A 16,124-nucleotide genomic window follows, 5' to 3' on the forward strand; every position below is an offset into this window, starting at 1 on the left:
ATCTTGCGGCCATCGTGGCCCACGGGACAAGGCCTGTGGAAAACTCACTGTGGCCGGACACGCGCGATGTGCCACGATTCCCTGGCCATGGCTTTCCTACGACACGTCCAGTCCGCCGCGCCGGTCTCCGCCGTCGCCGCCGGATTCCTCGCCGTACTCATCGGCGTCACCAGCTCCGTGGCCGTCGTCTTCACGGCGGCCAAGGCGGCCGGGGCGACCTCCGCCCAGCTCACCTCCTGGGTCTTCGCCCTCGGCATCGGCATGGGCGTCACCTGCATCGGCCTGTCACTGCGCCATCGGGCCCCGGTCGTGACCGCCTGGTCCACCCCCGGCGCCGCTCTGCTCGCCACCGGGCTGCAGGGCGTGACGATGGCTCAGGCGGTCGGGGCGTTCCTGCTGTCCGCCGTCCTCATCGTGATCAGCGGGGTCACCGGCTGGTTCGAGCGGATCATGAACCGGATTCCCGTGCCGCTCGCCTCGGCGCTGCTCGCCGGGGTCCTCCTCCAGTTCGGCACCGAGCTGTTCACGCAGATGGAGAAGGGCGGTGCCATCGCCGTCCCGATGTTCCTGGCGTATCTCGTCGGCCGGCGCTGGTTCCCCCGGTACGCGGTCGTCGCGGCGCTCGCCGCCGGTGTCGCCGCGACGGCGTGGCAGGGGTCCTGGAAGCTGGACGGCTTCGCCCTCACGCTCGCCGAACCGTCCTTCGTGCGGCCCGAGTTCGACTGGCAGGTCCTCGTCGGCGTGGGTCTGCCGCTCTACGCCGTGACGATGGCGTCGCAGAACCTGCCGGGGGTCGCGGTGCTGCGCAACGCCGGCTACTCCACGCCGGTCTCACCGCTGCTGACCTGGACGGGCGCGGTCAACACCGTTCTCGCGCCCTTCGGCTGCTTCGGCCTGAACCTCGCCGCGATCACCGCGGCGATCTGCAGCGGCGAGGCCGCTCACCCCGATCCGCGGAAGCGGTACGTCGCCGGCGTCTGGACGGGCGTCTTCTATCTCCTGGTCGGCCTCTTCGGCGGAACGGTCGGCTGGCTGCTGACCGCGATGCCGCCCGCCCTGGTCCTGGGGATCGCGGGGATCGGCCTGCTGGGCACGATCGGCGGCTCCCTCACCTCGGCCCTGAAGGACGACCGGCTCCGCGAGCCGGCCGTGGTCACCCTGCTCGCGACGGCGTCCGGGTTCACGCTCTTCGGGATCGGCTCGACGTTCTGGGGCCTCCTGGCGGGTGTCCTCACCCTTGCCGTGGCCGACCTCGCCCGGCGCGGGAAGCACCCCGCCGAGCCGTCGGCAAGCCCCGCCCCCGAAGAGCAGCCGACGACCGCGACCACCCGCTGAACCTCACCCCGCGGGACCCGCCGACGGCCCCGAAGACCGCTGAGCCTCAGAGCGAGCGCGCCAGCTCTGCCGCCCGTGCCAGGTGCGCGGCTCTGAGAGCCGGCCATTCCCCCGCGCCCGCCGTCGCCGAACCGCCGAGGACGACGAACTCGCTCGCCCGGGCCCGTGCGCCGATCCGGTCGGTGAGCATGACGGTCCGCATCGCCTCGTGGCAGCCGGAGGCGTCGAGTTCGGCGATGTCGTACCCGGCCGTGCAGAGCACCAGCGCCTTGTCCGCCACCGTGGGAGGGCCGACGGGATTCCGGGCGAAGCCGACCGTCCACACCCGGTCGAACCAGCCCTTGAGCCGGGCCGGGCAGTCCGCCCACCACACGGGATAGACGAACACCCACGCCCGGGCGGCTGCGAGCGCGGCCTGCTCGGCGGCGACCTCGTCGGGCACGGGTGCGTCGGGGCGCCGCCCGGATTCGCGCTCGTACTCGGCGCTCGTGAGTTCCGAGCGGAACTCCATCGCGTACAGATCCGAGACGGTGTGCGTGTGGCCGGCGTCGTCCAGCCCGCCCAGAAACGCGTCGAGAACCTCGCGTGTGAAGCACTGCTCAGCAGGGTGCGTGTAGACGACGTGCACGTGGGTCACGCGTCCGCCTTGCCTGGGAGGGACGAGAAGGCGGCGGCAAGGGCAGGATTCGAACCTACGTCCACCCGGAATGCGAGCCGGGCGCTCCTCCGCAGAGCTTCCTCACCGCCTGCGTACATCCTCATCAGCCGGTGCCGCACCGGTCAACCGATTTCCGGCGCGCCGCTCCCCGCCCGTACCCGGCTCCGCGGCCGTTGCCCCGCTGCACCGCGGTTGCGCCGCTGCACCGCGGTTGCGCCGCTCCACGGCCGATGGGCCGGGCACCGCAGCCTCAGAGCCACTCCCCCGCCGCCGCGCGCTGGCCCTTGCCCGAGAACACGCCGGCGGACCGCAGGGCGCTCGCCATGAGCGGATCCACGACCTGGACGCCGTGCACCAGCTCCGGTGTACGGCGGTAGCCGACGGGTTCGGCGGCGGGGCGCGGCGCGGTCCAGCCGCCCGCCACCGGGTCCACGCCGTGCCGCGCGCAGACCTGCTCGACGAGGGAGCGCGTGCACTCCTCCTCGCCGCGCAGCACCTTCCAGGGCAGCGGAAGCTCCGCCCACACGTACGTGTCGGGGTGGAGGCCGCCACCGCTCTTCCGGTGCCAGTAGGCGACGTCGGCCGCCATCAGCCGGGGTACCTTGCCCGGGCAGACGCGGTCGAGGAAGTCCTCCCGGCCCAGCTCGGTGAGGAGCGCGAACCAGTGGGCCCGGGCCGTGCTCCAGGCCTGCGCGGCCTGGTTCCACGTCGACGAGTCGTCCCCCGGCCGGACGATCATGGTGTCGCGTTCCAGGGCGCACCTGCTCCAGGCGTCCTCCAGCAGCCCGGCGACGGTCCGCAGGAAGCGGCTCCAGCGCGCGAGCAGGAGGGAGAGCTCCTCGTCGGAGAGGTGCTCGAGGACCTCCGCCGTGGGGTGCGCGTGCGCCACCACGTACCAGTCGGTGCGCTCGGGTTCGGCGCGCAGCCGCTGGAACAGGGCGTCGGCCACCTCGTCGTACGGCCGGCGCTGCGTGCCGTTGGTGAAGACACTGCGCATGTATCCGCGGGCGGTCAGGTACGCGACGAAGGCCGCCGTTCCGGGGTCGTCGGCGAAGAGCTCGTACGGCAGGGTGTGGGCGATCGCCCCCTTGCCGGTCATGACGACCTCGTAGCGGCGCTGTTCGTGGACGATCCTCGCCAGTTTCGCCTCCATGCGGCGGAGCAGCCGGAAACGCTTGTTGTACTGACGCTTGGACAGCTCGCCGAGACCCGCCTCGGTGCGCTCGGCCCGGTTGAGCCGGTCCATGCCGAAGTCGTTCTCGCCGTACGCCCGGCCGATCTCCTCGCCCGCCCGGCGGATCACCGCCTCGATGCGCCCGGGGTCGTCGCCCGCGTCCTCGGCGAGCTCCGGAACGCTTCCGAACAGCTGTGCTGCGCGGTCGAGTTGGCGCTGTGCTCCGACGGGCCGGGCGAACTCCTCGCGCATGGAGGTGTATCCGTGCCAGAGGCTGCGCAGCGAGTTCTGGGTGGCCTTGCCGAGGGCGCTCTCGGTGGCCGGGTCGAGCTCGGCTCCCTCGGCGGTGAACAGGTCGAGCACGAGCTGGGCCACGTCTTCCGGACGCTTCCGCAGTCCCAGCGAGGCGTGCAGCTCCCTCAGGAGCCGCTCTGCGTGGTGCGACGTCATGCGTCACACCCTGTCACCGCCTCGCCGGGACCTCCACCGGTTATCCGGCGGCGGCCGCTCAGCCCTCCTGGGGCGTCAGCTTCAGCGAGATGCTGTTGATGCAGTACCGCTGATCCGTCGGGGTCGGGTAGCCCTCGCCCTCGAAGACATGGCCCAGGTGCGAACCGCAGCGCGCGCAGCGGACCTCGGTGCGGACCATGCCGTACGAACGGTCCTCGATCAGCTCGACCGCCGCGCTGTCCTTCGGGTCGTAGAAGGACGGCCAGCCGCAGTGGGACTCGAACTTCTCGGTCGACGTGAAGAGCTCGGCGCCGCAGGCCCGGCAGGAGTAGACACCCTTGGTCTTCGTGTCCGTGTACTCACCGCGGAACGCGGGTTCCGTGCCCGCCTGCCGCAGCACCTGGTACTCCGCCGGGGTCAGCTCCGCGCGCCACTGCTCGTCCGGCTTCTCGACCTCGTACGCCGTCATCACATGCTCCTCAGCTCGAAAGACGGGCCAGGATCAGAGGACCGAGGTCCGTGACGTCACCCGCGCCCATCGTCAGAACGAGATCACCGGGCCTGGCCATTCCCGCGACGACGTCCGGAACGGAGGCCTTGTCGTGGACCGGCGTCACGTCCGCGCCGGCCGCGCGCGCCGCGTCGATGATCAGCTCGCTGGTGATGCCGGGGATCGGGTCCTCGCGGGCCGGGTAGATGTCCAGGACCACGGAGGCGTCGGCGAGGGCCAGGGCGTCGCCCATCTCCGTGCCGAGCTCCTGGGTGCGGGAGAAGAGGTGGGGCTGGAAGACCACGAGGAGGCGGGCGGCCCCGGCGGCGCCGCGCATGGCCTCGAGGTCGGCCGTCATCTCGGTGGGGTGGTGGGCGTACGAGTCGATGACCTGGACACCGGCCGCTTCGCCCTTGAGCTGGAGGCGGCGGCCGACACCGGTGTACGCGGTGAGGGCCTGGGCCAGCTCCGCCGGGTCGATGCCCACGCGGGAGCCGGCGGCGAGGGCCGCGGCGGCGTTGTGGGCGTAGTGGCGCCCGGGGACCGAGACGGTGAAGGTGTGCTCGACGCCGTCGAGGACGACGACGACCTCGCTCGTCATGCCGTTCGGGACGATCGAGCGGATCCGGACGTCGGAGGTCTCGGACTCGCCGACGGTGATCACGTGCAGGTCGCGGTTGCCGGAGACCCGGCGGGCCAGCTCGCGCGCGCCCGCGTGCTCGCCGACGACGAGGGTGCCGCCGGGGCGGATCTTGGCGGTGAAGGCCTCGAAGGACTCGTAGATCTCGTCCATGGAGGCGTAGTTCGCGTGGTGGTCCAGCTCGACGTTGAGGACGATCGCGACCTCGGGGTCGTACTTCTGGAAGCTGCGGTCGCTCTCGTCCGCCTCGGCCACGAAGACCTGCCCGTCACCGTGGAGGGCGTTCGTGCCCGGTCCGGCGAGGTCGCCGCCGATGGCGTACGAGGGGTCGAGGCCGAGCTCGGTGAGCGCGACGGCCAGCATGGACGTGGTCGTCGTCTTGCCGTGCGTACCGGCCACGGCGATCGCCCGCAGACCGTCCATGAGGGAGGCGAGGGCGTCGGAGCGGTGGACGACGGGGATGCCGAGCTCGGCGGCGCGGGCGAGCTCGGGGTTGTCGGCGCGGATGGCGCTGGAGACGACGACGGCGGAGGCGTCGTCGGCGAGGTGGGCGGCGGCGTGCCCGATGTGCACCGTGACCCCGAGCGCGCGGAGCGCCTCGGCGGTCGCGGACTCCTTCGCGTCGCTGCCGGCGACCTTGGCTCCGCGCTGGGCGAGGATCTTCGCGATGCCCGACATTCCGGCACCGCCGATGCCGATGAAGTGCGGCCGTTCCATGGCGGCAGGGATGGCGGGTGCCATGAGTGTTCTCCCCGGGGGACGACGTACAGGAGGTCCCCAGCCTAGTGGCTCCCCACGACACCCCCGGGCCCCGGTGTGACGGTGTCGGCACCCACCGTCGGGGCCGGGCACCGCGCCGCCCGGCCCCGCCCCCGGACGCCGGACGAGGGGGCCCGGGGCGGCCCGGCCGGGGCGCCGCCCCCTCCCCGCCGTCCTCAGGCCGGCTCGGCCTCGCTGTGGGCGAACAGTTTCAGGACCGGTACGCCGACCTTGTGGCGGGCCCGCGACGCCCAGTCCCGGTGGAAGAACTCCTCCACGTAGTGCGGCGCCGTCAGGACGATCACCTCGTCCGCGTCCGACCCCTCGACCACGGACTTCATCTTGTTCAGGGGGTGCTCCTCGACCACCTGTCCGACCGCCTCGCAGCCGGCGTTCCGCAGTGCCTGCAGCGAGTACTCCAAGGCCTGCTCGGCGGGGACACGGGCCGCCTTGCCCTCCGGTTCCCCGCCCTCGCGGGTCGCTTCCTTGAGTTCGCCCATGGCGACGTCGTCGATGGCGCGCAGCAGGACATCGGCCTGGTCACCACGGGGCTGCATCAGCACGATGAACGACACGTTCTCGTCGCCGTGCAGGGTGGTGACGAACTCCACGTCGACGGACGTGAGGGGCTTCTCGATCATCAGAACGCTTGTGAACACCTCAGGAGCCCTTCTGCGGAAACCATCCTTCCCCGTGCCCGCACGGGGTCTACGGGGGTAAGTGTGCCCAGCGGAAGCTAACCGGAACGACAAATTCCGCCGATTGTCAGATCCGACGGTAGCGGGTGAAAAGGAACCCGGCCTCCTCCAGCACGGACGCCACGGCGAACCGTTGCGGCACGGCCACCGCAGGCCCTCCGGCGATGCGCTGCGCGGTGCCCGCCGTCATCGTCGGCGAGACCGTCAGACACAGCTCGTCGAGGACATCGGCCGCCACGAACTGCCCGAGGAGCCGCGGACCCCCCTCGGTCAGCTGACGGCGCAGACCCCGCTCCGCGAGCGCCGCGACCGCTCGGGCCGGCTCGACCCCGGGCCCGTCCCCCGCGATCACCACCTCCGCACCCGCCTTCCCCGCCTCGGCCACCCGGTCGGCGGGCGCCACCGCACCGGTCAGCACGAGGGTCGGTACGAGCGGCTCGGTGAAGAGCGGCGCGGAGAAGTCCAGGTCGAGGGAGGCGCTGACCACGGCGATCACCGGCGCGGGGCCCTGCCCGGCGGCCTCCCGGCGGGCCGCGAAGGCCTCACGCGCGCGTGCCGGGCGGTATCCCTCCTGCCGTACCGTCTGCGCCCCCACGACGATCACGTCCGCAAGGCCCCGCAGCGTGCCGAAGATCCGCATGTCGCTGTCGGAGGAGAGCGGCTGGGAGCGGCCGTCGTGCTGTCCGGCGCCGTCGAGGGAGGAGACCATGTTGGCGCGCAGCCAGGTCTCACCGGGGGCGAGATCGGGGTACGCGTAGGCGTCGGCGAGCTCGTCGAGTGACCACTCACCGTCACCGTAGGTGTCCTGACCGGCGTCGTCGGTGGCTGTCATGTCCGTCACAGGGAACAGGCGTCGCATCCTCGCAGTCTGACACGGCGCATAGAGTGGGGAACTGTGTCGACCCGTGCCTCCCACGCCTCCCGCGCCATAGCCGATGCGGCTTCCACCGAAGCCGCTCCGGTCTCCCTCTGCGCCCGGGAGCCCCATGTCCCCGCCGACCGTCTCGTCGCGGAGATGGTCCCGCCGCCCCGGTTCGACTCGGTGCGCTTCGACACGTACATCCCGGACCCGAACCAGCCGAGCCAGACCGACGCGGTCAAGGCCCTGAGCTCCTTCGCCGAGGGGCTCGGCGGCGCACACGCCACCGGCGCCGGGAAGCGCCCGGCCCTGAGCCGCTGGTTCGCGAAGAAGCCGGCCGCGCCCAGCGGGCCGCGCGGCGTCTATCTCGACGGCGGCTACGGCGTCGGCAAGACCCACCTGCTCGCCTCCCTCTGGCACGCCACGCCCGCCGAGCCCGGACTCAAGGCCTTCGGCACGTTCGTGGAGCTGACCAACCTGGTGGGCGCGCTCGGCTTCCAGCAGACCGTGCGCACGCTCAGCGGCCACCGGCTGCTCTGCATCGACGAATTCGAACTGGACGACCCGGGCGACACCGTCCTCGTCTCCTCGCTCCTCAGCCGGCTCGTCGAGGCGGGTGTGGCGCTCGCCGCGACCTCCAACACGCTGCCGGGCAAGCTGGGCGAGGGCCGGTTCGCCGCCGCCGACTTCCTGCGCGAGATCCAGGGCCTCTCGGCCCACTTCCGTCCGCTGCGGATCGACGGCGAGGACTACCGCCACCGCGGTCTGCCCGAGGCGCCCGCACCGTACTCCGACGAGCAGGTGGCCAAGGCGGCGTACGCGACGCCGGGCGCCTCGCTCGACGACTTCCCGCACCTCCTGGACCACCTGGCCAAGGTCCACCCCAGCCGCTACGGCGCGCTCACCGACGACCTGACGGCGGTCTGTCTCACGGACGTACAGGCGGTCCCGGACCAGTCGACGGCGCTGCGGCTCGTCGTCCTCGCCGACCGTCTGTACGACCGCGAGGTCCCGGTGCTCGCCTCCGGGCTCCCCTTCGACCGTCTGTTCAGTGAAGAGATGCTGAAGGGCGGGTACCGCAAGAAGTACTTCCGGGCGATCTCCCGGCTCACGGCCCTGGCACGAGACGCGAAGGCCTTGGTCGAGCAGTAGGTTGGGGGCCATACCCGATCGAAGGGATACACCATGGCCACCGTCCGTCACGCCCACACCGTCTGGGAGGGCGACCTCCTCAAGGGCAAGGGCGTCGTCACCCTCGACTCCTCCGGCCTCGGCGAGTACCAGGTCTCCTGGCCGGCCCGCGCCGAGAAGCCGAACGGCAGGACCAGCCCCGAGGAACTGATCGCGGCCGCACACTCCTCCTGCTTCTCGATGGCGCTCTCCCACGGCCTGGCCGGCGCGGGCACCCCGCCCACCCGCCTGGAGACCAAGGCCGATGTCACCTTCCAGCCCGGCGAGGGCATCACGGGCATCCACCTGACCGTGCGCGGCGAGGTCCCCGGCCTGGACGCGGAGCAGTTCAAGGCGGCGGCCGAGGACGCCAAGAAGAACTGCCCGGTCAGCCAGGCGCTCACCGGCACGACGATCACGCTGGACGCCGTCCTCGCCTGATCACGCCCTGCCTGCCCGGGCCTGATCGCACACCGGTCGCAGACCCGGCCGGACACCGATCACCCGCGCCACATGAGGCTGTTGTGGCCCGCATGGTTCACCTGTCACCACCTTGCGTGGTACACACATGCGGGTCACACGTCACAGCACACACCTGTCCGCCAACAGGAACAGTGGGTTGCCTCATGTCCGCAACACGACGTCAGATCCTGTCCCGCACCGGCGCGTCCGTCGCCGGCATCGCCTTCGCGGGCTCCTTCACCGAACTCTTCGCCGGTACGTCGGCCGCTCGCGGTCACTCCGGCTACGGGCCGCTGGTCCCCGACCCCGACGGCCTCCTCGACCTCCCCGAGGGCTTCCGCTACACGGTCCTCTCCCGCGAGGGCGACCCCCTCCGCTCCGGCGAGGGCCCCGTCCCCAGCAACTTCGACGGCATGAGCGCCTTCGCCGGCCGCCGCGGGCGGGTCCATCTGGTCCGCAACCACGAGAACCGGGCGACCGGGCGCATCGGGGTCCCGACCGTCGACGGGCTGACGTACGACCCCGCCGGCAAGGGCGGCTGTACGGCGCTCACGCTCGACGGCCGCGGCAACGTCCTCGGCGAGCGCGTCGCGATCGCGGGCACCGCGGTCAACTGCGCCGGCGGGCCGACCCCTTGGGGCACCTGGCTCACCTGCGAGGAGACCGAGGACAGGGCCGGGACCAACGGGTACACCAAGGACCACGGCTTCATCTTCGAGGTCGACGGAGCCGACCCGCACCGCACCGGAGCCGTACCGCTCACGGCCATGGGCCGCTTCCAGCACGAGGCGATCGCCGTCGACCCGCACAGCGGGATCGTCTACGAGACGGAGGACGCTTTCGAGCGGCCGTTCGGGCTCTTCTACCGCTTCCTGCCCGAGGTGCCGATGGGCGGCCACGGTTCGCTGCGCGCGGGCGGAGAGCTGCAGGCGATGCGGGTGCCGGGCGTGCCCGACCTCTCCGTGATCCAGGAGACCGGGGCGAGCTTCGACCGCGTCGAGTGGGTGCCGGTGCCGGACCCCCTGGCCGTCGAGACCCCCATCAGACACCAGGACTTCGGGCCGAAGGGCATCACGCACGCCCAGAAGCTGGAGGGCTGCTACTGGGGCGGGCGGTCCGTCTACTTCGTCTCCTCCTTCGCTCGCACCGGCGACGGCTCCGGCGCCACCCACTTCGGCCAGGTGTGGAAGTACGAGCCGCACCGGCGCCGCTTGACGCTCGTCGTCGTCTTCGGCCCGAGCACCGACATCCAGCTGCCCGGTGAGTCGCCGGACAACATCTGCCTCGCCCCGAGCGGCGGGCTGATGGTCTGCGAGGACGGCAACGGAGCCCAGCACGTGTACGGGCTGAGCCGCCGGGGCGAGGTGTACGCGGTGGCACGCGGCGCGCAGAACATCGGCACCCCCCAGGCGCCGGAGTGGGGCGAGTTCGCGGGTGTCACGTTCTCCCCGGACGGCCGGACGATGTACGTCAACTGCTACACGCCCGGCACGACGTTCGCGGTGACCGGCCCGTGGTGCTGACGTAGCCGGGAGCCAGCGGTCGCGCGTCCCCCCGTTCCGTCGCAGGATCGGGGGGAAGGCGCGGGGTGGACGGGAAGGGTGGCGAGGTGGCGAAGAAGGACCGGAAGCGGGAGAAGGAGCCCGGCGAGAAGCAGAAGGGCCGGGCGAAGAGGGACGGGTCGAAGAAGGACGGGTCGAAGAAGGACTCGTCGAGGAAGGACGCGTCGAAGGACGGATCCGGACGGCTCCGGTCGAAGAAGCAGCCGGTCCTGCGGGACCTGCTGCGCGTGCCCGTCGGGAAGCCCGTCGACCTCGCCACGTACTCCGCCTCGGACATCCCCGCCGGACCCGCGGGCAAGGCGGCGGGGATCGAGGCGACGGCCCTGCTCGCACCCCGCCTCGCCGAGTACCAGGAGCGGCTGTACGCGGCGAGCACGGCCGGCGACCGCCGCCGGCTGCTGCTCGTCCTCCAGGGCATGGACACCAGCGGCAAGGGTGGCACGGTCAAGCATGTGATCGGCCACTTCAACCCCTCCGGCTGTCGGATCCGCGCGTTCAAGGCGCCCACGGCGGAGGAGCGCGGCCATCCGTTCCTCTGGCGGATCGCGCGGGCCCTGCCGGTGCCGGGCGAGATCGGCATCTTCGACCGTTCGCACTACGAGGACGTCCTCATCGCCCGCGTCCGCGAGCTGGTGCCCCGCCGCGACCTCGGCCGCCGCTACGGCCAGATCAACCGCTGGGAGGAGTCCCTCGCCGACGACGGCGTGACGGTCGTCAAGGTCTTCCTGCACATCTCGTACGAGGAGCAGCGCGCCCGGCTCCTGGAGCGCCTCGACAACCCCGAGAAGCACTGGAAGTTCAACAGGGGCGACATCGAGGAGCGCGCGCTGTGGCCCGCGTACCAGGAGGCGTACGAACTGGCCCTGGAACGCTGCTCGACCGAGGCGGCGCCCTGGTACGTGGTGCCGGCCGATCGCAAGTGGTACCGCAACTGGGCCATCAGCGCGCTGCTCCTGGAACATCTGGAGGCACTCGACCCCCGGTACCCGCCGGGTGACTTCGACGTGGCGGAGAGCCGGAGACTGCTGCTGGCGGGCTGAGCCGCCGGCGAGCCGAGGTTCCGCTCGCGTGGACTCGCGCCGGGTTGCTGTCGAGCCGTCACCGTTGCGCTCGGATCATCGGATAACTTCCGTTCGTGACCACTTCTGTACGAAAAATGTCGGCGCTTGCTCTGCTGGGTGCCGTACTCGTCGGCTGCGGCGGGGGCGCCGCCGACACGGCGGCGGCTCCTGACCGTCCGTCCGCCAGGCCGTCGAACTCGCCGTCCGGGGCGAGCCCGAGCGCGAGCGCCGGCGCCGCTCCCGGGCAGCCCGCCGTCGTGCGCCAGGCTCCGCCGACGATGGCGCCCGGGCCGGGAGGGCTCACTCCGGTCTTCGAGCGGGCGGCCAGGACCGGGGGCAACAGCGCGGAGAAGGTCGTCGCGCTCACCTTCGACGCCGACATGACGGCCGACCAGGGGCCACGGGCGGCGGCCGGCGAGCGCTTCGACAACCCGCGGCTGATCGAGACCCTGCGGAGGCTCAAGGTCGACTCGACGGTCTTCATGACCGGCCGGTGGGCCGAGGAGTACCCGGACCAGGCCCGGTCCATCGGCACCGACCCCCGCTTCGAGATCGCCAACCACTCGTACAGCCACTACGCCTTCGCCACACCCTGCTACGGCCTGCCGACGGTGGCGAAGCAGGACATGGCCGCCGACGTGAAGCGGGCCTTCGAGGCGTTCCGGAAGGCCGGGGCGCGCAACGTCGTCCCGTACTTCCGCTTCCCCGGCGGCTGCTACGACGACCGGGCCCTGCGCGCGCTCGCGCCCGCGAAGGTCACGGCCGTGCAGTGGGACGTGGTCAGCGGCGACGCCTTCGCGAAGGACGGCGACGCGGTGGCCGAGCAGGTCCTCGACGGGGTGAAGCCGGGCTCGCTGGTGGTCATGCACTGCACCCGCAGCGCGGCGCCCGTCACGGAACAGGCGATCCGCCGTATCGTCCCCGCACTACGGGCCAGGGGCTACCGCTTCGTGAAGGTCTCCGAGCTGATGGCGGAACGGACGCCCTAGGCCTGCTCACTCCCGCCACGCCGTCGCCCTGGTGCTCACGGCCGTCGCCGCGGCGGCGAGGGCCAGGGCGACCGCGAGGGCGGGCCACGGGAGCGTGACGGTCGCGGTGCGGGAGGCGGTGACCAGGGCCGTCACCGCGTGCCGCGCCGGTGAGCCGGGCGTCACGAGCGCCAGGAGCGAGCCGAGGACCAGCGCGGCCAGGGACCAGCCTCGGGAGCGGACGAGCGGCCGGGTGGTGAGGGCGCCCACGGCGGCGCCCGTCAGGACGCAGGCCGTGACGGCGAGAAGCCCGGCGGTCCCGGCCCGGACCGGGTCGGTCTGCCGGAGGTCGCTCATCGCCGTCACGCCGAGGACGGCGACGACGCCGAGCAGCGCCGCGCAGGCCACGGCGGCGAGGACCGCCGCGAGATGGGCCCGTTCCCGTCCGGCCGCGGCGGCCACCACGTGGCGGGCGGCGGGCGGTTCCTGGCCGAGACAGATCCGTACGAGCCAGGCCGTCACGGGGAGCAGCGCGGCGGCCGCGTAGCCGAGGGCGCCGAGCACGGGCTCCCCTGCCTGGACTCCGACGCCGAGGAACACCGCGTACAGCAGCACCGGCGCGAGCCAGCTCTGGGAGCGGAGCAGCAGGTCGGTCCGGTAGCGCAGGAGTGCGGTCATACCCGTCCTGCCCGGAGGGCTTCGGTGGTCGTCAGTTCGTGGATGTGCCATGAGGCTTCGAGCAGGGCCCGCAGGGTCGTGTCGGAGTGCGCCGTGTCGACCGCGTACACCGTCGTGCCGTCGGGTCCGGGTTCGTACGAGGGGGAGCCGGGCAGCCCGCCGGGGAGCGGGCGGCCGCCGGAGGCGACGATCCGCGCGCGGGTCCGCGGGCCGTCCTCGCGTCGCGTGGTCCCGGGCCGTACCCGCCCCGCCTCGACCGTGAACGCGGTGTCGGCCTCGCCCGCGAGCCGTCGCGGGTCGTGGTCGACGAAGACGACCGTCCCGCCCGCCGCGACCCGCTCGCGGACGGCGCGGTCCAACTGCTCGCGCGCGCCCGTGTCGAGGCCCGTCCACGCCTCGTCGAGGACCAGGAGATCGGGCCCCGCGAGCAGGGCCTGGGCGACGGCGACCTTCTGGCTGCTGCCCTTGGAGAGCTCGGCGAGCGGGGTGCCGGCGAAGTGCCCCGCGCCGAACCGCTCCAGCCACTCCCCCGCCCTCGCGGCCGCCTCCGCCCGGCCGAGCCCCTGGACCCGCCCGAGGTGGGTCAGAAAGCCGCGCGCGGTGAAGGGCAGGGTGGCCGGGAAGCGTTCGGGGACGTACGCCGTGCGCCGGGGCCTGCCGGTGATCCGGCCCTCCGTCGGCGCGTCGATGCCCGCGAGGAGCCGGAGCAGCGTCGACTTACCGGTGCCGTTGGGGCCCGTGATCCTGACGAGGCTCCCCGCGGACAGGCCGAGTTCGACCTCGCGCAGGACCCACGGGCCGCGCAGGCCGTACCGGCGTCCCACCCGTGCCAGGTTCAGTTCGACGTCTTCTGCGGAGTGAGCTCGCTGGGCCGCACGATGACGAAGCCCTCGCCCTCCAGCTTCAGCTGGACGGCCTCGCCCGAGCCGCCGCGGATCATCGAGCCCACGGACTGCGAGCGGTGGAGCGAGGTCTGCAGCTGGTGGCTCCAGCCGACGACAGCGTCGGTGTCGACGAAGACCGGGTACTGCGGCGTGACGGGAATGACGATCGGGTTGCCCTCACAGATCAGGGCGATCTTGCCGTAGCCGGTGAAGACGCTGTTGAAGAGGCCGCCGCCGGTCATGCCGGCGCCCTTCACCGTCTTGATCTCGTAGCTGAGGGTGGAGTCGAAGCAGAGGACGTTGCGGCCGTTCACGGTGAACGCGTCGTTCTGCTCGATGTCGACGATGAAGCAGTTCTGCGCCTCGTGCGCGAACCAGGCCTCGCCCTGACCGCGCACGGCCATCAGCGCCAGGCCCTCGCCGGTGACGGCTCGCTTGAGCATGCCGCCGATGCCCTGGCCCTTGCGCTCGAACTGGAGGTTGCCCCGGAAGGCGATCATCGAGCCCTGCCGCGCCTGCATCTCGCCGTTGACGGCGTACTTGACGCACTTGGCGTTCTGCAGGGTCATCCCGGGGAACGTGGCGGTCTCGGCAAGGTTCTCGCCGGCAAAAAGGTCGCTCTTCATGGGGGCATCCTGTCCCGGAACCGTCCATTCCTCCAAGAAGCGTCCCTGCGGGCGGTGGCAGACTTGCCAGGTGAGCAGCGAAGAGACCGACATCCGCGACGAGAAGCCCCAGTTCGTCCTCCCCTTGGTGGTACGGATCGAGCGGGCGGAGCCCCCGGCCCGTACCGACGCCCTGGAGACGGCCGCCCGCGCCGTCCTGGAGATCCTCGCCGACGAGCGCTCGTCGGGGGACGGCGCGTGGGCCCGGATCATGACCGACTGGCAGGACGCCCGGATCCGCAAGGTCGTGCGCCGGGCGCGTGGCGCGGAGTGGCGGCGCGCGGAGGCGCTCCCGGGCATCACGGTGACGGGTGAGGCCGCGGAGGTGCGGGTCTTCCCGCCGGTCCCGCTGGACGGCTGGCCCAAGGAGCTGGCCAAGCTCCAGGTCTCGGGCACCGATCTGGAGGACCCGGCCGCTCCCGCCGCCCCGCGCCCGGGCGCGGCGCTCCTCTGGTTCAACCCGGAACTGGACATGTCCGCCGGCAAGGCGATGGCCCAGGCGGGGCACGGCGCGCAGTTGCTGTGGTGGGAGATGCCGGAGTCCGACCGCAAGGCGTGGCGCGAGGCCGGCTTCCCGCTGTCCGTACGCACGGCCGATCCGGCGCGCTGGGCGGAGCTGACCACGAGCGGTCTGCCGGTGGTGCGCGACGCCGGATTCACGGAGATCGCTCCCGGTTCGTGCACGGTCGTGTCCGAATTCCCCGCCCTCGGTTCGCTCGGCGACTGAACACGCCCGTCCCGTAGTACGTATCTCCCGATACCGCCAAGCGGGTTGAACGGAACCCTCTTTGCCGGTTCAGTTCCGGTGACCGATATTTCGAACGTACGGGAGAGACACCTTGTCGCTACGCGTCAACGGGACGGCACTCATCATCGCGGCGCTCGTCGCGACGGTCGGCGCGCTCGCCTTCCCCGTCTGGTCCTATGCCGACCGCTCCGGAACCGGCCAGGCGAACCTCAACGCGTCGAGCGTCGCCACCCAGTGGGGGCCGCTCTCGGCCACGGACCGCGACTTCCTGGTCAAGGTGCGGCTGGCCGGCCTCTGGGAGCTCCCGGCCGGCCAGCAGGCCATCGAGCGCGCCCCCAGCAAGGCGATGGTGGAGTGCGGTGACCATCTCGTGGTCGGCCACACGGACCTGGACCGGCGGGCCCGCACGGTGGCGGCGAAGCTGGGCGTCGAGCTGCCGAACCAGCCGACGGAACAGCAGCAGGGGTGGCTGCGGGAGCTGACGGCGGCGAGCGGCCAGGAGTACGAGCGGAAGTTCGCCAACCTCCTGCGCAACGCGCACGGCAAGGTGTTCGCGCTGGTCGCGGAGGTACGGCACACCACGCGCAACACCCTGATACGGCAGCTGGCGAGCGATGCGAACCAGACCGTCCTCGACCACATCACCATGCTGGAGGCCACCGGCATGGTCGACCACGACGCGATCGCGAACGAGGCGGCCGGCCGGAAGACGGCGCCGCCCACGGGCCCGCCGGTCGTGCCCTCGCCCGCGCCCCCCACGCCCGCCGTGCCGTCCGGGACCGACCAGTCGTTCACCTCGCGTCCGGTGCCGGAGGCGGGGATCGTGACGCCGCACTCGGAGCCGTAGGCACCCCCTCGGCGCA

Annotated in this window: 17 protein-coding genes and 1 tRNA gene; 8 read left to right on the forward strand and 10 right to left on the reverse strand. The window is 72.1% G+C overall.

Annotated features, from left to right (window positions below; genetic code table 11):
• The first annotated feature begins 87 nt into the window (after window positions 1-87).
• Window positions 88-1,335: a benzoate/H(+) symporter BenE family transporter gene (locus ACFVGW_RS24570; protein WP_385853487.1), complete on the forward strand. Its 1,248-nt coding sequence runs from the start codon at window positions 88-90 to the stop codon at window positions 1,333-1,335.
• A 46-nt stretch (window positions 1,336-1,381) separates the two neighbouring features.
• Here the strand turns inward: ACFVGW_RS24570 and ACFVGW_RS24575 are convergent, their stop codons facing one another.
• The 7 genes from ACFVGW_RS24575 to ACFVGW_RS24605 form a co-directional block, all read right to left on the reverse strand.
• A complete protein-coding gene (locus ACFVGW_RS24575; RefSeq protein WP_385853488.1) occupies window positions 1,382-1,972 on the reverse strand; it encodes an NAD(P)H-dependent oxidoreductase in 591 nt (196 codons plus the stop codon).
• Between the two features lie 34 nt (window positions 1,973-2,006).
• Window positions 2,007-2,079 (reverse strand) — tRNA-Ala (locus ACFVGW_RS24580).
• Window positions 2,080-2,243: 164 nt separating this feature from the next.
• Window positions 2,244-3,617, reverse strand: a complete 1,374-nt coding sequence (locus tag ACFVGW_RS24585) for a hypothetical protein (RefSeq protein ID WP_385853489.1) — start codon at window positions 3,615-3,617, stop codon at window positions 2,244-2,246.
• 58 nt (window positions 3,618-3,675) lie between these two features.
• Window positions 3,676-4,086 carry a peptide-methionine (R)-S-oxide reductase MsrB gene (msrB, locus tag ACFVGW_RS24590; RefSeq protein ID WP_385853490.1) on the reverse strand — a complete coding sequence of 137 codons (411 nt, stop codon included), beginning with the start codon at window positions 4,084-4,086 and terminating at the stop codon, window positions 3,676-3,678.
• Window positions 4,087-4,096: 10 nt separating this feature from the next.
• Window positions 4,097-5,488: a UDP-N-acetylmuramate--L-alanine ligase gene (gene murC, locus ACFVGW_RS24595; RefSeq protein WP_385853491.1), complete on the reverse strand. Its 1,392-nt coding sequence runs from the start codon at window positions 5,486-5,488 to the stop codon at window positions 4,097-4,099.
• Between the two features lie 194 nt (window positions 5,489-5,682).
• Entirely contained in the window at window positions 5,683-6,165 is a 483-nt protein-coding gene (locus ACFVGW_RS24600) for an indole-3-glycerol phosphate synthase (RefSeq protein ID WP_385853492.1), read from the reverse strand.
• 106 nt (window positions 6,166-6,271) lie between these two features.
• Entirely contained in the window at window positions 6,272-7,063 is a 792-nt protein-coding gene (locus ACFVGW_RS24605; RefSeq protein WP_383229109.1) for a pyrimidine reductase family protein, read from the reverse strand.
• Window positions 7,064-7,099: 36 nt separating this feature from the next.
• Here ACFVGW_RS24605 and zapE point away from each other — a divergent pair, with 36 nt between their 5' ends.
• The 5 genes from zapE (at window position 7,100) to ACFVGW_RS24630 (ending at window position 12,307) form a co-directional block, all read left to right on the forward strand.
• A complete protein-coding gene (zapE, locus tag ACFVGW_RS24610) occupies window positions 7,100-8,215 on the forward strand; it encodes a cell division protein ZapE (RefSeq protein WP_383288789.1) in 1,116 nt (371 codons plus the stop codon).
• Between the two features lie 33 nt (window positions 8,216-8,248).
• On the forward strand, window positions 8,249-8,674 hold the full coding sequence (locus ACFVGW_RS24615; RefSeq protein ID WP_385853493.1) for an OsmC family protein: 426 nt from the start codon (window positions 8,249-8,251) through the stop codon (window positions 8,672-8,674).
• A gap of 185 nt (window positions 8,675-8,859) precedes the next feature.
• Window positions 8,860-10,218, forward strand: coding sequence for an alkaline phosphatase PhoX (locus ACFVGW_RS24620; protein ID WP_385853494.1), 1,359 nt, complete (start codon window positions 8,860-8,862; stop codon window positions 10,216-10,218).
• A gap of 248 nt (window positions 10,219-10,466) precedes the next feature.
• The gene (locus ACFVGW_RS24625; RefSeq protein ID WP_385853581.1) at window positions 10,467-11,297 is read left to right on the forward strand and encodes a PPK2 family polyphosphate kinase; all 831 of its coding nucleotides are present in this window, start codon (window positions 10,467-10,469) and stop codon (window positions 11,295-11,297) included.
• 116 nt (window positions 11,298-11,413) lie between these two features.
• Window positions 11,414-12,307 carry a polysaccharide deacetylase family protein gene (locus ACFVGW_RS24630; RefSeq protein ID WP_385853495.1) on the forward strand — a complete coding sequence of 298 codons (894 nt, stop codon included), beginning with the start codon at window positions 11,414-11,416 and terminating at the stop codon, window positions 12,305-12,307.
• Window positions 12,308-12,313: 6 nt separating this feature from the next.
• Here ACFVGW_RS24630 and ACFVGW_RS24635 read toward each other — a convergent pair whose 3' ends face one another.
• Genes ACFVGW_RS24635 through ACFVGW_RS24645 form a run of 3 tightly spaced genes read right to left on the reverse strand, consistent with a single transcriptional unit; the run spans window position 12,314 to window position 14,474 of the window.
• The gene (locus tag ACFVGW_RS24635) at window positions 12,314-12,964 is read right to left on the reverse strand and encodes an ABC transporter (RefSeq protein ID WP_385853496.1); all 651 of its coding nucleotides are present in this window, start codon (window positions 12,962-12,964) and stop codon (window positions 12,314-12,316) included.
• Window positions 12,961-13,803 (reverse strand): ATP-binding cassette domain-containing protein, encoded by an 843-nt coding sequence (locus ACFVGW_RS24640; protein WP_385853582.1) that lies wholly within the window; start codon window positions 13,801-13,803, stop codon window positions 12,961-12,963. The genes ACFVGW_RS24635 and ACFVGW_RS24640 overlap by 4 nt, the downstream gene beginning before the upstream one ends.
• Complete coding sequence (locus tag ACFVGW_RS24645; protein WP_383227591.1) at window positions 13,800-14,474, reverse strand: AIM24 family protein; 675 nt, start codon at window positions 14,472-14,474, stop codon at window positions 13,800-13,802. The genes ACFVGW_RS24640 and ACFVGW_RS24645 overlap by 4 nt, the downstream gene beginning before the upstream one ends.
• Window positions 14,475-14,544: 70 nt before the next feature.
• Between ACFVGW_RS24645 and ACFVGW_RS24650 the strand changes: the two genes are divergently transcribed.
• The gene (locus tag ACFVGW_RS24650; protein WP_385853497.1) at window positions 14,545-15,240 is read left to right on the forward strand and encodes a peptidyl-tRNA hydrolase; all 696 of its coding nucleotides are present in this window, start codon (window positions 14,545-14,547) and stop codon (window positions 15,238-15,240) included.
• A 112-nt stretch (window positions 15,241-15,352) separates the two neighbouring features.
• Entirely contained in the window at window positions 15,353-16,108 is a 756-nt protein-coding gene (locus ACFVGW_RS24655) for a DUF4142 domain-containing protein (protein ID WP_383227596.1), read from the forward strand.
• Window positions 16,109-16,124 lie beyond the last annotated feature (16 nt).

The sequence above is a fragment of the Streptomyces sp. NPDC127129 genome, assembly GCF_042671585.1.
Lineage (GTDB): Bacteria > Actinomycetota > Actinomycetes > Streptomycetales > Streptomycetaceae > Streptomyces.